The sequence below is a fragment of the Hydrotalea sp. AMD genome (genome assembly GCF_004100315.1).
GTDB classification, from domain to species: Bacteria; Bacteroidota; Bacteroidia; order Chitinophagales; family Chitinophagaceae; genus Hydrotalea; species Hydrotalea flava.
Genome location: NZ_SCKY01000020.1, coordinates 16926 through 38847, shown reverse-complemented (window position 1 = coordinate 38847; position 21922 = coordinate 16926). Strand labels below are relative to the sequence as shown.

The following is a 21922-nucleotide window of genomic DNA, read 5'->3' as shown; positions in this document are numbered from 1 at the left end:
TATTGATCTGAAGCTTTTTTATATCGTACAAAAACAGTGTACAATTTCCGATAACAAACCCACGAAGCATTGATGTATCTTGTAAATGGCAAAGCATCCCCTGCAAGAAACAGGAGAAAAAACAAAACAAACAACATGATATTTGCTATCATATCAACTGTTCATCTTCCTGTTGTGTAATCGGTTTTTCTTAAATTTTTTCAGAAATCGTTTAAATGGATACCATACAATTGCAAATACTGCTATAAAAAAAGATAGTAAAATGCCAAAAACAACTGAAAGTACACCGCCATCCATTCCCGGACCAATATAATTCAACATATTTTTAAGCTTTAATTTTCACTGTAATCAAATTTTTCATCTCCTGTTTTTAATAAATAACGCCCCCACGATAGAATGCTGAGATGCTTTGCATCTATCGGGCATTTATATTCCCATAACACAGCATCTGCCGATAGCCGAAAGGCTCTCCCAAAGTTAGATTCCTCTACAAACGCAGTTCCATCTTTCAATATTTTTACCCTACCCTCTGTTATTGTGCCAATTTTTTTCTGTTGAAAAACCTTTGCAAATGGTTTTGTTACAGAATCATTTGCAAAATTGTATAAATACACCTGATTTGTATTTTGATATAACTTATCACCACCTAAAGCAAATGTTCGTACAACGTTGTTACCAAAAATGCTGATATGTGTACTATCCACAAAATCAGGACAATGTTGGTTGAGCCAGGGGCCTGTTTTTAGCCAAATAATTTTATTTGTAGAAGGCCGATATAAGAAAACAGTGCTTTTATGTCGTAAACTCACCAATAAATCTCCTTTTTGCCAATACCTGCTGCTATATAAAGCCGGCCTTACTTCATTTAAATGCAGGGGGTCTTCGTCAATTAATCCGGTGCCTAACAAAAGGCCTTTGTAACCATTGTCAACCAGAATTTGTGCAACAGATTGAATAGAAATGATTTTACCCTGTGGTGAAATGCATGCAATGGCATCATTTCTGTTTTTCCCAACTAAATCTTCCTGAATAAATGAGGTATCTAAAACAGTGGGCGACCAGAAATTACCATTTGTATCTATTTCGGTAGAATGATGAAATACACCATCAATTAGCCAAACAATGTTGCTGTTGCTATCTAATTTAAATAGGGGGCCGTCATTTATTTTTACTACTATAGCACCATCTGAAAGCAGTAATGGATGCAAGGCACGAGCCTCATTAGTATGTAAAACACTATTATGAAAAAAAGGATTGTTGGTATGTGTAAGATTACGAATTTTATCCAATGGCGGTATCCATACTTTTAAAATCTGTCCATTTTGTAAGGATACTAATTTCACTGTTGTTTGATGATAGGTAAGGTCATACACGGTTGTTAAAACAGCGCCGGTATCTTTTTTAGATGTATTAAAATAAGTTAACCCATTGATTGCTGTATTTTTATTGGGAATAATTTGCTGATTGAATCCCAATACCTCTCCCAGCGCATCACGCACCATTTTTGGGTATGCTGCTACAGCAACTGCCCATTCGCCTGCTTTCCCTAATTTTTTACCTCCTAAAAGCTGGTGCCTTACCGCAGCCCCAAATAACAACATAATCATTATGCCTGCAAATACTATTAATAACAACCAGCGAATCGAAATTTTTTTGCCCACACGAATCAATAAAATGATTAAATAAATTTATTTGTTTTCAGATAGTACAATATTTCAGCAGTAGCCGTTTCAACAGATACCTGTTCGGTATCTATTCTTATTTCAGGAGCTATGGGTATTTCATAAGGTGCATCAATCCCTGTAAAATTTTTTATTTGGCCGGCCAATGCTTTTTTATAAAGCCCCTTTGGGTCTCTTTCTATACAAGCTTTTATAGAGGCACTTACATGCACCTCAACAAAATTTTGTCTGCCAATAATATGTTTGGCAACATCTCTTTCTATTATTGTTGGTGAAATAAAAGCAACAATTACAATTAACCCTGCAGCAGTCATTAATTTACTTACCTCGGCAACCCTTCTTATGTTTTCATCACGATCCTGCTGTGTAAAACCCAAATCGCTACATAAACCCTGGCGGATAATATCTCCATCTAATAAAATGACAGGCGCATTGGCTTCCTTTAATTCATTGAATAATTGGTTTCCTAAGGTTGTTTTACCTGCACCACTTAATCCGGTTAACCAAACTACGAAAGGCTTTGCTATGCTAACCACCCGATGAATTGATGAGCTTTCAGTGTATAAAAAAGATTGTTTTTGGTGTGAAGTAAAACTTTGCTGCATGCACACTTAGTTTATTGAAACGACCGGTTAATGTAGGCTAACTGCCTATAAGTTTTAATCAGACTTTTATTTTTTTATTAGGTTTAATTCAATTTCAATATTGTAACCCTATTTTTGCTGTTTACCATGGCACATAAAAAATTAATTCGGTTCGAGGCAATTAAATCTTTTCCCAATGTTTTTGAATTGCCCCAAAACATGGAGGAACAGTGGACGGTTTTCTTCAAAAATCAACACCCATTGGTTTTGGAATTAGCCTGTGGTAAAGGAGAATATACAATAGGTTTAGCAAGGCTGTATCCACAAAAAAATTATATTGGTGTTGATATAAAGGGCAATCGCATTTGGCGGGGTGCTTTAACAGCCATAGAAGAAAACTTACCCAATGTTGCTTTTTTAAGAACGCCAATTGAGGGTATACACCAATATTTTACCCCCCATACAGTTGAAGCCATTTGGATAACATTTCCCGACCCGCAACTGCGCTTATCAAAAGCCAAAAAAAGATTAACCCATCCACGATTTTTACGGTTATACCAACAAGTATTACAACCCAATGGCATTGTACATTTAAAAACAGACAGTCCGGATCTGTATTATTTCACCAAAGCTGTTATCAACTTATTTGACTTGGAATTGTTACAAGATTATGATAACCTGTATGCAGAACAACAATTATTACCGGAACATACCATTCAAACCCATTATGAATTGTTAGATATTGCCAAAAGTAACCGCATTCATTATTTGGCTTTCCGGTTAAACAAGCCATTGGATGTAGAAAAAGATGCAATACTAAAAAAATTAATTCTTGAACATGTCGCTAATTGAAGGAACTGATTTTTATTATGATGTGCAAGGTTATATGGTATTGACAGAAAAATACCATTTAGAAAAAGGTTATTGCTGTGGGTATGGCTGCAGACATTGCCCTTACCAGTATGAAAATGTTCCCGAACCCAAACGATCGGCTTTAACTGAACAGGCAGTTGCATCTATAAAAAATGCATCACCCGAACCTTAAACAAAAAAGGCATTGGCTAAATTACAAAAATCAATTCCCATTAAAACTATTTTACCCAGCGGTAAAAAAGACCACTCTTTTTTTGAGCAGGTATATGCAGTAGTGGCATTAATACCCAAAGGGCAGGTAACCAGTTATGGTGCCATTGCTAATTTTTTAGGCACCAAAATGAGTGCAAGAATGGTAGGATGGGCACTAAACAATGCACATCATTTACCAAATGTGCCTGCACACAGGGTAGTAAACCGCAATGGCGCTTTAAGCGGGAAAGCCCATTTTGAAACACCTACACAAATGCAAATCTTATTAGAACGGGAGGGCATTGCCGTAAAGAATGATACCATTGTTGATTTTAAAACCCATTTCTGGGATCCCTCCATTGCTTTGGATATTATTGATAATAAGGACTGATAAACAGATACACAACAGGGCCCGTAACAGCAACATACAACCAAAGCGGCCAGGTATAACGTGCCAGTTTTTTATGCAAGAGAAACTCTGCTGTTAAAGCCCGGTAAGCGGTAAATAAAATGAAGGGCAATATAATGGCAGCCAGAAAAATATGGGTAAATAAAATAAAAAGATATATAACCTTAATAGAACCGGTGCCTTCAAATTTTGTTTCGCCGGCCAACAGATGATGCGCAATATAACTAACCAAAAACAACACAGAGAGTATAAGTGCTGTGATCATTAATTTCTTGTGTAATAAATAATGTTTTGTTTTTACTGCTACCAATGCTGCAATAAGCAATATTGCAATAATGGTATTGACTATGGCATTAAAAGCAGCAAATAAGTGAACATTAAAACCAAGGTTAACCGTTAATTTAAAATTACTCAGCAATACTACTGCAGCAAATACTACAAAGGAAAATACACCAATCAGCAGTTTTGCCTGTTTATCATTTTTTTTGATAATTGCACTTAACATTTTTAAATTGAATTTTCAGATATAAACGAAAAAATCAGGTGTTTTGTTTGGGAATACCGGGTTTTTTGGTTAAAGCATATACAAAGATGATGATCATCAACACTATAATTACCCAAAGCCATTTTAATGCAATAATAGAAGCAAACACCTCACTTTTTTGCGATTTGTCTTTTTCTAACATTAATAACCCAATATCTTTAGCCAGTTTACCCAATGCCACCGTATCTCTTCCATCATATAAACCACGAACAATATAATTTTTATCTAATAAAATAAAAGAGGGTGTATGTAAAAAAGCAGTATCTACATTATGCCCGTCAATTAATCCTATCTTTAATTCATCGAAAGCAAAATCATAAATTTTCTTTTTCGGACCGGTTAGCATCCACCAGTTATCCGGATTTACGCCATATTGATTGGCATAGGCTTTTAATGCCTGTACACTATCTCTTTCCGGATCTACTGAAAAAGAAATAAACTGTACAATCGAAGAGTCTACCACCTTTCTGCCTTCTTCATAATTAGAAAATGACTGTTGTAATTTGCGCATGTTACGGGTTAATACCGGACAGGGATATGGACATCTGGTAAAAAAGAAATCCAATACCGTTATTTTACCGGGTTTATCGTACAAACTCACGGTATCGCCCAACTGATTGACTAATGTAATATTGGCCGTGTGATGCCAAAAACTGTCAGTAACCTCTTTCCCATTCACAATTCGGGTAGCAACACTGTCTAACAATAATTTTCCGGGCATTACTACTGACTTATCGCTGAAAGATTTCAACATTAAATAGCTAACCAACGGAATGAGTATAGCTATTAGCAGTGCCAAAACGGCTTTTTTATTCATGGTGCAAAGGTAATGTTGTATAAATGAAACAACCATTGCTGGTAGACAATGGTTGCTAAAATAGATGTTAAAAAAATATTACAATCTTATTTATTCTATCGCTTCAATTTACTCTACCGCTTTTTTCAATTCAATGGTTCCTTTTTCGTGTTCACCATGTACTTTTTGTTGTACCGGAATATTGCTCTCCTGATCGTAAGGTGCATATTTATTGCGTAATTCTCTGAAAGAGTTACCATCGGCCAAAAAAGCAATGATAAACCAAATGAACAAGCCCAAAGGCAATACAATGGTCATGATTAAATTTCTTATTTCATGTTTTAAGTGCATGAAATAAGCTACAATGTAAAAAGCTTTTGCCAGCATCAAAATCAAAATTATTCCTTTGATCAAGTGCCGTGAGAAACTTTGCTCAGACATATTTACCATTGAATAACCCAATGCTAATTCAATAATGGTAAGCACACTCAAAATAATAGTTACCCTGTACACTTCTTTGCGGGCTGCTACTGCATGAGCATCATCTAATATTCTTAAATCTTCCATATAATTATTTTTTGATAATGAATTCAATTGATTATACCAGATAAAAACAGGTAAATACAAATACCCAAACCAAATCTACAAAGTGCCAGTATAAACCAGCTTTTTCAATCATTAAATAATGGCCTTTCTTTTCAAATGTATTATTTAATGCCATAATAAGCATAATCACATTAATCACAACACCGCTAAATACATGGAATCCATGGAACCCGGTAATGGTAAAAAAGAAATTGGTGAAGTTGGTAGTTGATTGGGTTCCATCTGCATTTAAGAATGGATTACGACCCCACCAGGCACCTTCGTGAAATAAGTGTGTCCACTCCCATGCCTGACAACTTAAAAATGCCAAACCGCCAATAATGGTAAATATTAAATTAATGACAACACCTTTTTTATTCATGTTTTGTCCTGCCTGTACCGCCAATACCATGGTAACGGAACTTAGAATCAAAATAAATGTCATTAAACTAACAAACAGCAATGGGTAACCACTACCTAAGCCGGGAAAAGAATTAAACACATGATTGGGGTCAGGCCATCCCTGGGTTGCAAAACGGGTGGTTCCATAAGAAATGAGTAAGGCACCAAACGTAAATGTGTCACTCATTAAAAAATACCACATCATAATTTTACCATACTCTACGTTGAAGGGGCTTTTACCGCCGCTCCACCACTTGGTTGTTGCAGTTGCTGTTGTTGTTGACATGTTGGTTTCTTAAATTACGTTCGCAAATTTATTGGCTAATGTTTAAAAATCGTGCACAAATTGCATATTTTTTAAACCACTTATCTGGCTACATACAGAAATATATACAAATAAATCCAAAGTATATCTACAAAATGCCAGTAAGTGCTTACTATTTCAATGGGTACCGGGCTATAAGATTTTACTTTTGTTCTGAATGCCCTGAAGAAGGTGATGAGTAATGCAACCACCCCACCCAACACATGCAGCACATGCAATCCAATAATTACTATCAGAAAGGAAGCTGCTGCATTACTGCCCGTGCCTATTAATAAAACCCCATGATTGGCCATTGCCTTAAAACCTATATACTGCAAATAAGCAAATACCAGCCCCAATATAACCGTAATGGTTATTAAGTTTTTGTATTGCAGCATTTGCCTGGCTTTAAAGGCCTTTAAAGCCAGATACATGGTAATACTACTACTAACGATCACCATTGTAGAATAGAGGAAAACAGGCGACAGTTGCACATCTTCCCAATTGGCCTGATTTCTTTTTACGATATATGCACTGGTTAATCCGGCAAACATCATACAAATGCTGCCAATGCCCATCCACATTAAAAATTTATGGGGATGTATTTTTTTACTACGGTTAGAAGTTTCTGTTACTGCCATCATCACATATTCAATTTAGGTATACAATAAAAAATTTTATGCGCCGGGTATTTTATCGGCTAATAATGCAAATAATACAATCGGTAAATAAATATAACTACTAAACATTACTCTACGTGCTGCTTTTACAGTCATTTCTCTGTACAACCGAACCGACTGAAACACCATGAACAGGTTGCAGGCTAATAAAATCCACATACTCACCTGGCCCGACATATTTAAATATGCCGGCAATAAACCCACCGGAATCATGAGCACACTGTACATGATAGTTTGAAGCGCTGTATATTTTGTAGGTCCTTTTTCATTGGGCAACAGTTTAAACCCGGCTTTTGAATAATCGTTATGTGCTACCCAGGCAATGGCCCAAAAATGCGGGAACTGCCACAAAAACTGAATGGCAAATAAAACCCATCCTCCGGCGGTAAAAGCATCCTGGCCGGCTACCCATCCAATTAAACAGGGCAATGCACCCGGAAAACCGCCAATTAAAACTGCAATGGAATTCACTTTTTTTAATGGCGTATAAATAAAGGCATATAAAAACAAGCTGAAAGCAGATAACAATGCAGATGACAAATTAAAAAAATACCACATCATAGCCACTCCAATTACCCCACTGATGAAAGCGAAGATATAAGCTTCTTCTGCACGCATTCTACCACTGGCAACCGGTCTTTTTAAAGTACGCTTCATTAAGGCATCGGTATCTTTTTCAACAGCCTGATTAATAGCATTTGCACTTCCTGTAATTAATAGCCCGGCAACAAACAATAAAACAATCATACCCCAATTGTATGCTACTACTTTTGGCGCCATCAGGTAACAAATAACGCAGGAGAACACTACCGTAAAGCTGAGGGTAAATTTCATTAACTGAAAATAATCCTTCACTTTAGCCACTAGTGCAAAAGAAACCGAAGTAGAAGTATCAATGGTTTTTGTCATGTTCATTTTAGTAAAAACCAATGCCCTGACATCTCAGGGCATTGCACATATTTTAGGTGAAGCCGAGATAATTACTTCACTACATTATTAAAATTAGTGTTGCGTTTCATCCGCACCAACAGGCTCTGTTTGCGGAATATATTCTCTTCCATCTTTATTATAATCATAAGCCCAACGGTGTACTTCCGGAATTTCTCCTTCCCAGTTACCGTGTCCGGGATTAATTGGAGTTGTCCATTCCAATGTATTGGCACCCCATGGATTTTTAGTGGTTACTTTTCTTCCTTTGAAAATAGAATAGAAGAAATTAAAGATGAATAAAAGTTGTGTAGCAAAAGTGATGATTACAACTGTGCTGATAAACCTGTTTAATTCTGCAAATTGTTTGAAACTTTCCCAGCTGCTGTAATCATAATAACGACGAGGCATACCGGCTAAACCTTCATAATGCATGGGCCAGAAAATCAGATAAGCACCGGCCAATGTAATCCAGAAATGGATATATGCCAATGTATTGTTCATGTAACGACCATACATTTTAGGGAACCAGTGGTAAATACCTGCAAACATACCAAACATAGAAGCCACGCCCATTACTAAGTGAAAGTGTGCAATTACAAAATAAGTATCGTGTAAGTGAATATCTAATGCAGAATCGCCAAGCCAAATACCGGTTAATCCGCCTGAAATAAACAAACTAACAAAACCTATGGTAAACAACATACCAGGCGTAAAGCGAATATTACCACGCCACAAAGTAGTTAACCAGTTAAATACTTTAATAGCAGAAGGTACCGCAATCAATAAAGTTAAGAGTACGAAAACAGAGCCCACAAAAGGATTTAATCCGGATACGAACATGTGGTGCGCCCATACTAAAAATGAAAGTATACATATGGCAAACAAAGAACCAATCATTGCCATGTAGCCAAAAATGGGTTTCCTTGCGTTTACCGACATAATTTCAGAAGCCATACCCATTGCAGGTAATAATACAATATATACTTCAGGATGGCCCAGGAACCAGAATAAATGCTGGTATAAAATGGCGGTACCCCCCTCATTGGGCAAAGCACCTACCCCATTAATAAATATATCGGATAAATAAAAGCTGGTACCAAAGTTTCTGTCGAAAATCAATAATATGAAGCCGGAAAATAAAACGGGAAAAGAAAGCACGCCAATAACAGCAGTAAAAAATAATGCCCAGATAGTTAAGGGCAACCTAGTCATGCTCATACCTTTGGTTCTCATGTTTAAGATCGTAGCTATATAATTTAGCCCACCGAGAAGTGAGGATACCACAAATAAAATAATTGAAATTAGCCACAGATCCATACCAGATTTAGAACCGGGTGATGCATCGCGCAAAGCACTCAATGGCGCATAGGCCACCCAACCGCCACTAAACGGCCCCGTTTCAACAAACAATGAAGATAACATCACCAACCCTGCACTAAAAAAGAACCAATAAGACAACATATTCATAAAGGGCGAAGCCATATCCCGGGCACCAATTTGCAGTGGTATTAAAAAGTTGGCAAAAGTACCGCTAAGACCGGCAGTTAATACAAAGAAAACCATCACGGTTCCATGTATGGTAACCAAAGCATAGTAAGCCTGTGGGGTAATACGACCATCTTCTACCCAAAATTTTCCCAAAACATCCTGCAACCAGTAAAAATGTGAATCAGGATAACCCAATTGCAATCGGAATAATACGCTCATTAATCCACCCAGGAATGCCCAAATAATACCTGTAATCAGGAACTGTTTAGAAATCATTTTATGGTCGGTACTAAAAATGTACTTTGTAATAAACGACTGATGGTGTTCATGATGTTCATGATGCTCGGATGCTAATTCGGTGCTAAGTCCGGCGCCGGCTCCCAGTGCAATTTCGTTACTCATAACTTTACAGTTTTAAAAGTTCTTCTTTAACAACAATTCAAACAATTCGGTTCTATAAACATTAATTTTTAGCCACTGCTTTAATCATTAGTTGCCCGGCAGCCATGGTAGGCTTAGCAGTGCTGTCGGTTTTTTTATTATCCGGATCTTTGTCTGGGAAAGCAAGGTAATAATACGGTTTTTGTTTCGCCATCCAAACATCAAAATCTTCCTGACTTACCACTTTAATAATTCCTTTCATGGAATAATGGCCGTTACCACACAACTGATCACAGGCAATTTCGTAATCAAAATTAGGATTATCAGTTATTTTACGCATTTCTTCCGTAGTATATTTAGGTGTTAACCACATGGTAGTGGGTATACCGGGAACTGCATCCATTTTTAAACGGAACTGAGGTAATCCTACATCATGAATCACATCTCTTGAGCCAATAATAAACTTAACCGGTTTACCTTTCACCAGATATAACGTTTGTTCCATCACAACATCATCATGGGTAGCCGGGTCATCTTTCAAATGCAAGGTGCTGTCATTTTTCCAAACTAACCCTAATGAATTGGTAGCAGGATCTATTTCTTTGTAATATTTTTTACCTAAAATGCCATCTTCGCCCGGATAGCGAAAAATCCAGCCAAATTGTTTGCCGGTAATTTCAACTACCATTGCATTTTTAGGGGCATCACCTGTAAAATAAAACCAATCTCTTAAGCCTATAATTACCAATATGGTTAAAACAATGGCAGGTACCACTGTCCATAACAACTCTAATTTATTATTATGCGGAAAAAAGAAAGGTTTATTGTTTTCTTTTTCCTGGTAACGGAATGAGAACCAGAATAATAAAATTTGAGTAATTAAGAAAACCACACCTGTTATAATTAAAGTAATCCATAAAATGGAGTCTACTTTTTCGCCCTGCACACTGGCAGAGGGATGCTCTAATAATGTTTTTTTGAACAACAATTCATTACACCAGTATAAACCTATTAACCCCAATACTAAAAACCCCACCATCAAAAAACCATTGATTTTATTGGCTTGTTGGCGTGTTTCTTTTTCGCCTTTTAAAATGCCCACATACTCACTGGCTTTGGCAATTTGAAAAATTACCAGGAACACCAACACAATTACTGCTATCGTTAAAAAGATTGTCATAACACTACAATTAAAATTTCAATTCAGTTTCAATATTATTAATGTCTTTCTACGTATGATGTACAATACTTTCTTTTAGGAAGGGATTGTATTTTGCAATCAATGGTTTTGAAGCCAGTGCTTTCCCAACAAAATGAATCATTAAGCCAATAAACAAAGCCAGGATACCAAAATCGAACCAGCCTAAAGAAACATGGTCTTTGCTAATGCCGGGCATTACAATTTGGTAAAAATCTATCCAGTGTCCAAAAAGAATCAATACCGCCATAAAAGTCATTAAAGTATAGTTTCTTTTTGCAGAACGCTTCATCAAAATTAAGAGCGGACAAATGAAATTGATAATAATGTTTAAGAAAAAGATGCCTTTATAGGGACCTTGTACTCTTCCCTTAAAGTAAACGGTTTCTTCCGGTTGGTTAGAGTACCAAATCAGCATGTATTGTGAGAACCATAAATAAGTCCAAAAAATAGAAAATGCAAAAATAAATTTACCCAAATCGTGCAAGTGCTCCTGATTGGTATATTCCAAATAGCCCTTGTTTTTTAAATAGATTACCCACAATGTAATTAATGCTACACCCGATACAAAAGTGCTTGCAAAAACGTACCAGCTATACATGGTACTGTACCAATGTGCATCAATACTCATTAACCACAACCAGGGTAAAGTAGAACCTACCGTTAATGCAAACCATACAATAAATAATCCGGCAGTTACCGTATTTTTCCAAACATAAGTGTTGCCGGTATTATAATCCATGGGTTCAATATCAGCCTCGCTGCTAATTTTACGCATTCTCCAACCCAATAAGCTCCATAAACCAACAGTGAGTATAGACCAGATTACGAAGAATTTTACATTTAAAAAACCTGATTTTCCTTTTAATATTTCATCAGCAGCTACTTGTTTGGCATCTAACCAATGATAAATTTCGTGGTTGCCGGTAAATACAATATAAAACAATACCACTAAAGTAATAATACCAAATACAGGTACAAGGGTTGAAATAGCTTCAGCCACTCTTCTAAAAGTCATTTGCCAACCGCCCATGGCCAAAGTAGTAGCACAAATAAAAAACATAGCGGCATTACATACCATGGTCCAGAAAATGGTATTGTACATAATGGTACCCATGAATATGGCTTTTTCTTCATTGGTTCCGGTGCCTTTTGTAAACAATCCGATAATAAAAGCCAGCAGGCCTATTCCTATTAAGGCATAGGACCATGTTTTCATTTTTGAAGGAACCTCGAATTGCTCTTTAAAATCTAAAGTTTGTTCTGCCATTGTAAAACACATTTATTATTTTGATGGATGCAGTACCAATTTAATTATTTACTTGCCGTAGCAGTATTTGCTTTGCCTTCGGCCTGCTTCATTTTAATGTAACGAATAATTTGCCAACGTTGTTGCCTGCTTAACTGAGAAGCATAGCTACCCATTAAGTTCTTACCATATTCAACGGAATAAAACATTTGCCCTTCTGGCATAGCTTCATATTTAGCATCGCCTACCAATTGAGCCGGCTTAGCAGGATATGGGCCTTCACCACCTTTATAGAGTGGGCCATTTCCATCTAATTTTGGTCCGTGACAAATGGCGCAATTCACCAAGAAAAGTCTTTCTGTTTCTACATACTGTGCCGGTGTTAAAGAATCAATGGGGCTTTTAATCAGTTTGGAAGCAGCATAGTTGGTGGTATCGCCCGGCACATCTTTGGCCAAAGGGAAAGGCATATCTTCGCCGCGGGCAATGGTTCCAACTACGGGCTTTTCATTGTAAAAAACCCCTTCTTTGGTTAAATTACTATGATCAGTATATGTTTGATAAGCCCGGCTGTAAAACATATCGGGCATATAAATGCGGCTGGGTTTGCGCTTAATATCACTGCAACTGAATAAAACAGCGGTTGCAGAGAATAAAACGATTAAAATAGATAGTTTTTTCATTGTAAATCAATTCAAATTAAGTTAAGCAGCAATAATTTCTTTTTCTAATGTTTTTTCGTCGTCTTTATCATAACGACCCCACCACCAGCCTTCTTCAGCCACCTGTACATCTGTTTCAACAGCGCCATTATTAGTTAAGAATCCTCTTAAATCATCTATATTGGTTTTATCTGTGCACTCAATTACCATCACAAATAAGTCGTCGGTTGCCCGGGGATGGAAATGGTGCTTTTTTACAAATGGAGCCAACTGGCATAAATAACAGAAAGTATATACCATGCCTACTGCAGCAAATAATACCGTTAACTCAAAAGTAATGGGTATCCATGCCGGTAACGCAAAATGGGGCTTTCCGCCAATATTCAATGGCCAGTCGTATGTTAATATCCAACTAATACCACCCAAAGCTGTGGCAGTTCCGGTAATTCCGTAAATAAAACCGGCAGTATGCAAACTGGTTTCTCTTAAACCCAAGGCATGGTCTAAGCCATGTACCGGAAAAGGGGTGTACACATCTCTGATTTTATAACCGGCTGTACGTACTTTTTTTACAGCAGGGAATAACACTTCCTCATTATCAAAACAGCCTACAACAAATTTCTTTTTTGCCATATGTTTAATTTAGGTCTTCAATAATTGTATTCACACAATTGCTATCTGCTAATTCCGGAATTAGAATTAATGTGCATATTCATGTGCAAATTCTTCCACCGGTTCTTTTTCAATAGCACCCATTGTGTTTTTGTAGCTTTCTCCGCTGGTCTTCAATACATATTTAATTTCATGTACCGCAATAACCGGTGCATACTTGCTAAATAAGAAGAAGCAGGTAAAGAACAAGCCAAATGTTCCCAGATAGAAACCAATTTCCCAAATAGTTGGGCTGTAATAAACAGACCAGGAAGAAGGCAAATAGTCTCTATAAATAGAAGTAACAATAATTACAAAACGCTCAAACCACATACCCACGTTCACCAGAACAGAAATGAAGAAGGTGATAAAGAGGTTTCTTCTTGCTTTACGCAACCAAAATATTTGTGGCACCATAACGTTACAGGTCATCATACCCCAGTAACTCCAACCATAAGGACTAAACAAATTAGCCCTGCTATACCAGAAGGTATAACCTTCATATTTACTTTGGCTGTACCAGCCCATGAACAATTCTGTTAAATAGGCCACCCCTACAATAGAGCCGGTTAATACAATAATTTTATTCATGGCCTCAATGTGGCCAATGGTAATATAATCTTCTAAATGATATACTTTTCTTACCACCAGCAGCAGCGATTGTGTCATGGCAAAACCCGAGAATACAGCACCGGCCACAAAATAGGGCGGGAAGATGGTGGTATGCCAGCCTGGAATAACAGAGGTGGCAAAGTCCATAGATACAATGGTGTGTACTGAAAGTACCAGCGGTGTAGCCAAGCCGGCCAATACCAATGATAAAGATTCGATTCTTTGCCAGTGTTTGGTAGAACCTGTCCAGCCAAAGGCAGCAACGCCATATAAATATTTACGCAATTTTGTTTTAGCCCTGTCGCGTACGGTTGCCATATCAGGTATTAAACCACTGTACCAGAATAAAACAGATACGGTGAAATAAGTAGAAATCGCAAATACGTCCCACAACAAAGGAGAGTTGAAGTTTACCCAAACCGGACCTCTTGTATTGGGATAAGGCATAATGAAGAACGCCAACCATACACGACCCATGTGGAAGATGGGGAACTGTCCGGCACACATTACCGCAAAGATGGTCATTGCTTCCGCAGCACGGTTTACACCCGTACGCCAGCCCTGACGAAACAGTAATAGGATGGCAGAAATCAATGTACCGGCATGACCAATACCTACCCACCATACGAAGTTGGTAATATCCCAACCCCAACCTACGGTTTTATTCAGGTTCCATTGGCCAATACCATATGTAACATCCCGGTATACGCTATATACCCCAAACAGCAGTAATGCCACGGCAGTATAAAATCCAACATACCAAAGCTTACCCGGCTTTGCCTCAATGGGGCGAATAATTTCTTCCGTAACATCATGGTAGGTTTTCCTGCCATATACCAACGGCTCTCTTAATTGTGATTCGTACTTTAAATGCATTTCTTCTTACTGTTTAGTGTTCCGGAAATTAATTTCTGAGAACTGTGTTTACATTTTCAAAGTATACTTTATTTCAATTTGCTGAAACAATCCATCTTATCCTTCTGCTTTTTCAGTGGCCTCTTCTTCAACATTGCGCACTTTCGCCAAATAATTTACGTTCGGTAATACGTGCAATTGCTCTAATGATTTGAAGAGTCGTAACTTATTCTCCTGACGGGTAATGGTAATGGCACTGTGTGAATCGTTTATATTACCAAATACAATAGCATCAGTAGGGCAAGCCTGTTGACAAGCAGTTTTTACATCCCATTTATTGTCTTCCCCGGTAATTAAAGGCCTGCTTTCTTTCTTGGCTTTTAATTTTCCTTCCTGCAACCTTTGTACGCAGAAAGTACATTTTTCCATTACACCACGGGCACGAACGGTTACATCCGGATTCAATACCATACGAGACAAACCGTCATTCATCATCAATACCACATCATTCACAATGCCCTTCTGATTGTCGGGGAAACTGTCTGAACCGGTGTAATCGGCCCAGTTAAAACGGCGCACTTTATAAGGACAGTTATTGGCGCAATACCTGGTTCCAATACATCTGTTATAAGCCATTTGGTTCAATCCTTCACTGCTATGGTTGGTAGCACCTACCGGGCACACATTTTCGCAAGGCGCATTATCGCACTGTTGGCACATTAAAGGTTGGAATACCACTTTCGGATTATCGGGATTGCCACTGTAATAACGGTCAATTCTTAACCAGTGCATATCATGAAAACGCAATACCTCCGGCTTGCCTACCACCGGTACATTGTTTTCTGCATGGCAGGCAATTACACAGGCGCCACAACCGGTACAAGAATTTAAATCCACACTCATGCCCCAGTGAATACCAGGCTTATCGAAATAAGGATAAATGGTTCCTTCTTTTTCGTAATCTTTTAATCCGCCAAATGGAGCTAATTCTTTTTCGCGGTCATTAATAATTTCTTCCGGATCTTTTTTAAATGCACTTAAAGTTAATTCTTTCATCACTTCGGTACGTTTTCCCTGTGGGGTATCGTACACATTGTGCGTTTGCATTAAAGCTACTGGATAAGTATTACCGGTTTTTTCAACCGTAGCATCTATCACAGCATAACTTAAAGTAGTGCCGCTCATGTTGGTAAATGGAAATACATTTTGTCCGATTCCTTCAGCAGCTTTACCAATTTCTTTGGTACGGCCGTAACCTACAGCAATACCAATGGTATCAGGATGCACTCCCGGTATAATTAAAACGGGTAATGTTACGCTTTTTCCGTTAGCCGTTACTTTTACCACCGGTTTTTCAGGGGTTACTTCATAATTATCGGCTTCACGGGCAATATTCAAATCAATATTTAACAATGTTCTGGCCATGGCCGGAGACATCATTACATAATTATCCCAGGTAGCACGGGTAATTGGATCGGGCATTTCCTGTAACCAGGGGTTAGAGGCGGTTTGTCCGGCACCTATGCTCACTTTTTGGTACAATACTACTTCTACTTTTCCACCTTTTTTGTTCGCAGCAATGGCTGCCAATGCACCACTTACGGCACCACTGTTAAATGCGGCACCCAACATAACGGGTTCTGTAACCGGATTCAGTACACCATCCTGCAAGGCCTTATTCCACCCATTTTCACCACCGGCTTTAGCACTCCAGTAAGTTTTCAAAAAGCCTAAATAATCGGTAGTTGCGCCACTCCATTTTAACAGGCTATCCTGCCATTGGCGGGTTTTGAATAATGGATAAATAGTAGGTTGTAATAAAGAATAATAACCTGTTTTGGGTTCCGCATCGCCCCAACTTTCCAAGAAGTGGTGATTGGGAATTACATATTTACACAATTGAGTAGTTTCATCATTTTTAGGACTGAATGAAACGGCAAATTTTACTTTCTTCATACCGGCCACAAAGCGGCTGCTATCGAACCAGGTATACGCAGGGTTGGGGCCAATAATCAATAACGCACCTACACTTCCGGCATTCATATCTTCTACCAAACGGGCAAAATCGGTATCAACACCCTGATAGGTATTATAGGTACTGGACCAATCGATGGTTTTACCTCCCGATTGTAATGCCTCATTAATGGCGTTTACTACTATTTGTACGTTTACATCGTTACTGCCGCTTACCACAAGGGCATTGCCTTTATTGGCTATCAGCGCTGCTGCTGCGTTTTTAATTCCTTCTTTTAAAGCAGTGTCACTCAAATTTACTGCCTGACCATTGATGGCATTGAGTAAAGCTACCGCAACGGCACCTGTTTCAGATGGACGATGCAGGTAACGCTCATCGGCATTAGAACCGGTTAAACTAGCCACACTTTCAAAATGAAAATGTTTGCTCATGGCCGGTGCCTTTTCATTGATTTTTTTATTTTTTGAGTATTGTTTTGCAAATTCAATGGAGCTTAACCAGGTACCCAAAAAATCTGCACCCAGACTTACAATTACTTTGGCATTATCGAAACGATAAGAAGGAATGGCTTTTTTGCCATAAGTAGCTTCATTGGCCAGTAACATACCACTATATGAAATAGCATCGTAAGTTACCTGACGAGAACCCGGATGCCTGGCAATGAATTGGTTAATCACTTCTTTTGAAGAAGGAGACACCACCGAACTGGTTAAAATAACCACGGGTGCACCACCCAACGAACCCATTGCATTGGCAATAGCACCATCTATATTTTCGAAAGTTGTTTCTTTACCATCAATGGTTGGGAAACGTAAACGGGCAGTATCATACAAATCCAGTACAGATGATTGTACCCTGGCAGAAGTTCCGCCTTTGGTAATGGGGCTTAATTCATTCCCCTCCAACTTAATAGGACGACCATCTCTAACTTTTGCCACCACACTTACCGCTTCCCCATCCTGTAAATAGGTAGTAGCATAATAGTTGGCTACTCCGGGTATTACATCTTCCGGTTTATTGGCAAAAGGAATAATTTTTTTAACGGGCACCTCACAACTGGCAGCTACCATGGCAGCGGCCGTACTAAAACCCAAATATTTTAAGAAATCTCTACGGGGAGTGGTAGCATCAAACAAACCTTTATCATCTTCCCACACGGGTAAATCTTCCCGGAACTCGTCTTTTGCTGATTGCTGATAACCTTCAGAATTATTCAACTCTCCAAAACTTTGCCAGTGTTTTTTTTGCTCCATAATTTGTTTTGTTAGGTGTAAAATTGCCTAAAACAGGCACTCTACATTTTTTCGTTGATGCGGTTTAACTATATCAAACTTTCGTATCAATACAGCCAACAATACTTTTGAAACTTTATTTTAATAGTGACATTTTTGACATTCGGTACCACCAATCATTTCTACAGTTACGCCCTTGGTACTATCTAATTTACCATCTTTTAAATCCTGATGGTATTTTTCATAAATGCTGTAAAATCCATTGTCTTTAAACTGAACCTGTGTGGTGCGGTGACAGTTAATACACCAGCCCATGCTCAATTCAGAAACCTGTTTTACTTCATCCATTTTATTGATTTCACCATGACAAATTTGACATTGTACTTTACCTACACGGGTATGTTGTGAGTGATTGAAATAAACGTGTGCAGGCAACATGTGTATTTTGGTCCATTCAATGGGTTTTGCTTTGCTGGCATCCCAAGGCTGGCCGGGTGTAAAGTTGGCGTATTCGTATAATTTTTTAATTTCTTCCGTACCGTTTACTTCATCGCCATCGGCAGTATATAATTTTTCGCCTTTGTATTCATTAATGGCCATGTGGCAGTTCATACAAACATTTACAGAAGGCACATTAGAATATTTACTGTCTAATGCTCCACTATGGCAATACAAACAGTTAATTTGGTTAATGCCTGCATGCACTTTGTGTGAATAGAAAATAGGTTGCTTGGGTTCATAATTAATGTTACGGCCTAACCCAATAGCCCCTTTGGTAGTTAAATATCCACCTACCAAAAAGAGCAGGATAGTTACAAAAGCAATATAAGTTCTGTTTTTCCAGAAAGGCACTGGCTCTGGCGATTCAATACCTTCTTTATTGTCGGTTAATTTTTTGAGGTTGCTGTTTACCTGCATTAAGGTAAAGGCAATAACAGCCAATATCAGGGTTAAAATACCAAATAATAAGGTATTATCGCTATCGGCAGCAGGCTGTGTGGCAGTGCCACCAGCGGCTTGTGGAGTAGCCGGTTTATAATCGGATATATATTTTAAGATAGCACCAATTTCAGCATCGGTTAATTGCGGAAACAGGTTCATAGCTGTTTTGTTGTATTCATTATACAACTTATTGGCATAAGGATCGCCTGTTTTTAAGAATGCCTGATTATTCCGAATCCAAGAATATAGATTTTTCTTGTTGGGCCACCTGTCTTCTACACCCATCAATGCAGGGCCTACTAACTTTTTATCAATGGCATGGCAGGATGCACAATTTTGACTGAATAATGATTTGCCATCCTGGGCTTTTAAATTACCGACGAATGCAAACGAAAAAACAACAAAAATTCCTGCGACAACAGTTCGGATTATCATGCGATGAGGTATCATATTCACAATCTGGTTGGTCTAATGTGGAAAAATATCCTTGAACGAGTGCAAAAATATGACACGGGGCTGACAAAAACTCAATGTTTAAAAAAAAATTTTAGTCAGTAATGGCGCGGGTTTCAAAGAATTGTTCCATTTTTATTTCTTTTTAATACAAGCTTTAATCAACAAATTTGTTTACCAAATATGGTAGGCTGCATTTGAAAAATTAATCAGATTTTTGCCATCCGGTACCCAATTTCATACTATTTGTTTTACACATAACCGATACGTTTTAAATATAAATACTCCGAATGAACCCATCTTACCCTCAACAACGCCTGGCTATTTTTGCTTCCGGTACTGGTTCTAATACGGTTAATTTAATACACTATTTTCAGCAGCATCCTTTTATTACCATACAATTAATTGTTACCAATAATTCCAATGCCGGTGTTATTCAAATTGCCCACCAACACCAAATTCCTGTTTTAATCATTGAAAAAGAAAAATTCCAAAAAACAGACGGCTATGTTCCTGAAATGCAGATCTACGGTATAAACTGGATTATTTTGGCCGGTTTTTTATGGAAAGTGCCCCCTACTCTAATTGAAGCTTTCCCCCATCATATCATCAACATTCACCCTGCCTTATTACCCAAATATGGCGGTAAAGGCATGTATGGCATTAAAGTACACCAGGCTATTGCCAATGCTGGCGAATCGGTAACAGGTATCACAATTCATTTTGTGAATGAAAATTATGATGATGGTCCTCCTATTTTTCAAGCTACCTGTGCGGTTGTGCCAACTGATACGCCCGAACAAATTGCGCAAAAAGTGCATGTTTTAGAATATGCCCATTTTCCAAAAGTGATTGAAGACACTATTATGCAAAATTTGAAGTTGAAATTATCAACTAAAGCAGAAAATTGAACGTCGGGCCCGAACTGTTGCTGAAGCTTCCATCTCGAAGCTTCGGGATTACATTGTCCATCCCTGCTTTTGCAAATATTTTTGTTGCAGGTAGCCTTAGTTAATCTGATTTTGATATTTTTTGAAATAAAGTTTTGAATTTTTCCCATTTTTCAAAATCTCTATCAATCTCAATTTTTTTTGGCTTCTTAAAAACATTAGAAATTGTACCAATAAGAGCACCGGAAGGCGCACCGATTAAAGTTGAAACTAAACCTACCGTTGTACCTTTATCAAAAAGGTTAATTTTTTTATCATAGGGAAGGGTCAGGGTAAATAAACCCAAAGATGCAAGCCCTAAGAGACTACCAACCCCAATATTATGTCCAAAAGAATGCTTTGTTTTAATGAAACCGATTTGAGCGTAATGGATTATTTTATTCTTTTTTTTAAACTCAATTGTCGAGTCAGTAATTTGATAATCTCTACCACGCATTATTTTCTTTCCCTCTAAGATATAAACGCGAATGAATTCTTTTTTTTGAGAATGAACATTTATTGTAAGAAATATCAAAATAGAAAATACTAAAGTTTTCATATGAATTGAATTAATAACAACATTTATTGAAGGCTACTTGCAACTGTTTTATATCCTTCACTTCCAATATCTTTTTTTCATTTCCGGTTAAAGCCACCTGAATCATTGCCTCCCCCATTTCTTTTAATGAACAAATACTATTGGGTATCAGCACTTTAAATAGCGGTATTAGCCAACCAAAATAATGGTACAGCTTTAACGTGTTTTTTAAACCGGGCGTTGGAATAATTATAGCCGGGCGAAACAAAAACACGGCTTTAAAAGGTAGTTGCATCAACGTGTTTTCTGTTTTCCCTTTTACTCTGGCCCACATCAGTCTGCCTTTTTCTGAAGAATCTGTACCTGCACCGGAAACATAACAGAAAGTCATTGCGGGATTTTGGCTACTGAGTAACCGCGCAAAACCAATGGTTAAATCATACGTCAATCGGCTGAATTCGGCTTCTTTCATTCCTACCGATGAAACACCCAAACAGAAAAAACAAGCATCATAGCCACTTACTGCGGGCATTAATGGACTTACATCCATAAAATTTTCATGCAATATTTCAGTTAACTTAGGATGCTTTATTCCGGTTGTGCGCCGGTTAATAATGAGCACTTTGGCAACTTGTTCAGATTGTAAACATTCGTGTAAAACCCCTTCGCCCACCATGCCTGTTGCACCGGTAATGATAACGTTAATGGAATTTTCCATGTAAAAAACTTAAAGCAAAGTAAACTTTAATGAAGAATAACCGATTTGCCGCTAATAA

General features: G+C 37.8%; 23 protein-coding genes. 4 read left to right on the top strand and 19 right to left on the bottom strand.

The annotated features are described in order from the left end of the window. Positions 1–153 precede the first annotated feature (153 nt). The 3 genes from EO766_RS13865 to cysC are packed head-to-tail and all read right to left on the bottom strand — an operon-like array spanning position 154 to position 2287. Positions 154–321, bottom strand: a complete 168-nt coding sequence (locus tag EO766_RS13865) for a hypothetical protein (RefSeq protein ID WP_179853183.1) — start codon at positions 319–321, stop codon at positions 154–156. Positions 322–332: 11 nt separating this feature from the next. Next, positions 333–1661, bottom strand: a complete 1329-nt coding sequence (locus EO766_RS13860) for an arylsulfotransferase family protein (protein WP_074420337.1) — start codon at positions 1659–1661, stop codon at positions 333–335. 17 nt (positions 1662–1678) lie between these two features. Next, complete coding sequence (cysC, locus tag EO766_RS13855) at positions 1679–2287, bottom strand: adenylyl-sulfate kinase (protein ID WP_218330826.1); 609 nt, start codon at positions 2285–2287, stop codon at positions 1679–1681. A gap of 126 nt (positions 2288–2413) precedes the next feature. On the opposite strand from cysC, the gene trmB reads away from it, so the two are divergent. The 3 genes from trmB to EO766_RS13840 are packed head-to-tail and all read left to right on the top strand — an operon-like array spanning position 2414 to position 3722. Beyond that, complete coding sequence (trmB, locus tag EO766_RS13850) at positions 2414–3118, top strand: tRNA (guanosine(46)-N7)-methyltransferase TrmB (protein ID WP_074418944.1); 705 nt, start codon at positions 2414–2416, stop codon at positions 3116–3118. After that, positions 3105–3311 (top strand): C1orf53 family protein, encoded by a 207-nt coding sequence (locus tag EO766_RS13845; RefSeq protein ID WP_074418945.1) that lies wholly within the window; start codon positions 3105–3107, stop codon positions 3309–3311. The genes trmB and EO766_RS13845 overlap by 14 nt, the downstream gene beginning before the upstream one ends. 12 nt (positions 3312–3323) lie before the next feature. After that, positions 3324–3722 carry an MGMT family protein gene (locus tag EO766_RS13840; protein WP_218330825.1) on the top strand — a complete coding sequence of 133 codons (399 nt, stop codon included), beginning with the start codon at positions 3324–3326 and terminating at the stop codon, positions 3720–3722. Here EO766_RS13840 and EO766_RS13835 read toward each other — a convergent pair. The 14 genes from EO766_RS13835 to EO766_RS13770 all read right to left on the bottom strand — a co-directional run bounded on the left by EO766_RS13835 (position 3703) and on the right by EO766_RS13770 (position 19661). Continuing rightward, positions 3703–4245, bottom strand: a complete 543-nt coding sequence (locus tag EO766_RS13835) for a DUF420 domain-containing protein (RefSeq protein WP_074418946.1) — start codon at positions 4243–4245, stop codon at positions 3703–3705. The genes EO766_RS13840 and EO766_RS13835 overlap by 20 nt on opposite strands. 34 nt (positions 4246–4279) lie before the next feature. Beyond that, entirely contained in the window at positions 4280–5101 is an 822-nt protein-coding gene (locus tag EO766_RS13830) for an SCO family protein (protein ID WP_074418947.1), read from the bottom strand. A gap of 108 nt (positions 5102–5209) precedes the next feature. Beyond that, positions 5210–5647 carry a cytochrome C oxidase subunit IV family protein gene (locus EO766_RS13825; RefSeq protein WP_068245402.1) on the bottom strand — a complete coding sequence of 146 codons (438 nt, stop codon included), beginning with the start codon at positions 5645–5647 and terminating at the stop codon, positions 5210–5212. A gap of 31 nt (positions 5648–5678) precedes the next feature. Beyond that, entirely contained in the window at positions 5679–6353 is a 675-nt protein-coding gene (locus EO766_RS13820; RefSeq protein WP_074418948.1) for a cytochrome c oxidase subunit 3, read from the bottom strand. A gap of 80 nt (positions 6354–6433) precedes the next feature. Beyond that, positions 6434–7015, bottom strand: a complete 582-nt coding sequence (locus EO766_RS13815; RefSeq protein WP_074418949.1) for a cytochrome c oxidase subunit 3 — start codon at positions 7013–7015, stop codon at positions 6434–6436. Between the two features lie 33 nt (positions 7016–7048). Continuing rightward, on the bottom strand, positions 7049–7960 hold the full coding sequence (gene cyoE / locus EO766_RS13810; RefSeq protein WP_074418950.1) for a heme o synthase: 912 nt from the start codon (positions 7958–7960) through the stop codon (positions 7049–7051). Between the two features lie 93 nt (positions 7961–8053). Then, a complete protein-coding gene (locus EO766_RS13805) occupies positions 8054–9871 on the bottom strand; it encodes a cytochrome c oxidase subunit I (RefSeq protein ID WP_074418951.1) in 1818 nt (605 codons plus the stop codon). Positions 9872–9932: 61 nt separating this feature from the next. After that, a complete protein-coding gene (locus EO766_RS13800; RefSeq protein ID WP_074418952.1) occupies positions 9933–11030 on the bottom strand; it encodes a cytochrome c oxidase subunit II in 1098 nt (365 codons plus the stop codon). A 49-nt stretch (positions 11031–11079) separates the two neighbouring features. After that, positions 11080–12318, bottom strand: a complete 1239-nt coding sequence (locus EO766_RS13795) for a quinol:cytochrome C oxidoreductase (RefSeq protein ID WP_081298612.1) — start codon at positions 12316–12318, stop codon at positions 11080–11082. A gap of 44 nt (positions 12319–12362) precedes the next feature. Continuing rightward, the gene (locus EO766_RS13790) at positions 12363–12980 is read right to left on the bottom strand and encodes a c-type cytochrome (protein ID WP_074418953.1); all 618 of its coding nucleotides are present in this window, start codon (positions 12978–12980) and stop codon (positions 12363–12365) included. Positions 12981–13001: 21 nt separating this feature from the next. After that, positions 13002–13592, bottom strand: a complete 591-nt coding sequence (locus EO766_RS13785; protein ID WP_074418954.1) for a DUF3341 domain-containing protein — start codon at positions 13590–13592, stop codon at positions 13002–13004. 66 nt (positions 13593–13658) lie between these two features. After that, entirely contained in the window at positions 13659–15098 is a 1440-nt protein-coding gene (nrfD, locus tag EO766_RS13780) for an NrfD/PsrC family molybdoenzyme membrane anchor subunit (protein ID WP_074418955.1), read from the bottom strand. 96 nt (positions 15099–15194) lie between these two features. Next, positions 15195–18305 carry a TAT-variant-translocated molybdopterin oxidoreductase gene (locus tag EO766_RS13775; protein WP_081298613.1) on the bottom strand — a complete coding sequence of 1037 codons (3111 nt, stop codon included), beginning with the start codon at positions 18303–18305 and terminating at the stop codon, positions 15195–15197. Between the two features lie 120 nt (positions 18306–18425). Continuing rightward, positions 18426–19661 carry a c-type cytochrome gene (locus EO766_RS13770; RefSeq protein WP_228733143.1) on the bottom strand — a complete coding sequence of 412 codons (1236 nt, stop codon included), beginning with the start codon at positions 19659–19661 and terminating at the stop codon, positions 18426–18428. A 308-nt stretch (positions 19662–19969) separates the two neighbouring features. On the opposite strand from EO766_RS13770, the gene purN reads away from it, so the two are divergent. Continuing rightward, positions 19970–20590 (top strand): phosphoribosylglycinamide formyltransferase, encoded by a 621-nt coding sequence (gene purN / locus EO766_RS13765; protein WP_074418958.1) that lies wholly within the window; start codon positions 19970–19972, stop codon positions 20588–20590. Between the two features lie 100 nt (positions 20591–20690). Here purN and EO766_RS13760 read toward each other — a convergent pair whose 3' ends face one another. Continuing rightward, positions 20691–21167 (bottom strand): hypothetical protein, encoded by a 477-nt coding sequence (locus EO766_RS13760; RefSeq protein ID WP_074418959.1) that lies wholly within the window; start codon positions 21165–21167, stop codon positions 20691–20693. Between the two features lie 10 nt (positions 21168–21177). Continuing rightward, positions 21178–21864 carry an NAD-dependent epimerase/dehydratase family protein gene (locus EO766_RS13755; RefSeq protein WP_074418960.1) on the bottom strand — a complete coding sequence of 229 codons (687 nt, stop codon included), beginning with the start codon at positions 21862–21864 and terminating at the stop codon, positions 21178–21180. Positions 21865–21922 lie beyond the last annotated feature (58 nt).